We start from the raw sequence: 439 nt of genomic DNA, 5'->3' as shown, positions 1-439 counted from the left end.
CGCTTCTCGTACGGACGACGCTCGCCGTCACGCTTCGGGTAGGAGGGGCGATCACCATCACGCTTCTCGTACGGACGACGCTCGCCATCGCGCTTCGGGTAAGCCGGGCGGTCGCCGTCACGCTTCGGATACGACGGGCGGTCACCCTCGCGGCGTGGCGCGGAGCCTCGCCCGCTGCCGCGACGTTCGGAAGGACGGCGGTCCTGATCGCCTTCTGAAGGGCGTCCGCGGTCCCGCGAACGCTCATCGCGTGAGCTCGAGGAAGCAGGGGTGAACTTCCGTTTGCCGCCCGACTTGTCTGGGCGCTGCTCGTCCGTCATCTTCTCTGTCCTCTCACGTACGCGTTAACGAGAAATGGCCACCCAGCTCTGGGTGGCCATTTCACGAAAGAAGTCCGGCGGTGTCCTACTCTCCCACAGGGTCCCCCCTGCAGTACCAT

General features: G+C 65.8%; 1 protein-coding gene. It reads left to right on the top strand.

Translation table 11 applies throughout. The features are described 5' to 3' along the window. The coding region (locus AC4NN1_RS00005; protein ID WP_491954251.1) for a hypothetical protein at window positions 1-218 on the top strand (218 nt) is incomplete at its 5' end. Window positions 219-439 lie beyond the last annotated feature (221 nt).

This window comes from Microbacterium sp. MDV22-iso44, from assembly GCF_058629135.1.
The sequence above is the reverse complement of the archived record's forward strand: the minus strand, read 5'-3'. Positions and strand labels throughout refer to the sequence as shown.